Here is a 271-nt window from a genome sequence, read left to right on the forward strand (position 1 = left end):
GTCTGGGCTCGCATCAGCGGCACCACATGTGAGCACATCAGATATGCACCATGCAGGCATCCCTCGATCTGTGCGCCAAACTCATCCCAATCGCCTCCAGCAAAAGTGGAACGGCGACGCGGATCAAAGGAAAAGCGTCCGAAAGCATTATTCACTAAGATGTCCACGCCGCCGAATGAGTCGACAGCGGTACCCACCAGCTTGGAAGATTGCGATTCATCGCAAACATCCGCCTGTACAGCTATAGCCAAGCCTCCCAGTGAGTGGATGT

Annotated in this window: 1 protein-coding gene; it reads right to left on the bottom strand. The window is 54.6% G+C overall.

From position 1 onward, the window contains the following. On the bottom strand, window positions 1-251 hold a 251-nt coding region (locus EIK80_RS25950; protein WP_199743665.1), incomplete at its 3' end, for an SDR family oxidoreductase. Between the last annotated feature and the right edge of the window lie 20 nt (window positions 252-271).

The sequence above is a fragment of the Caulobacter sp. 602-1 genome (genome assembly GCF_003931565.1).
Classification (GTDB): domain Bacteria; phylum Pseudomonadota; class Alphaproteobacteria; order Caulobacterales; family Caulobacteraceae; genus Caulobacter.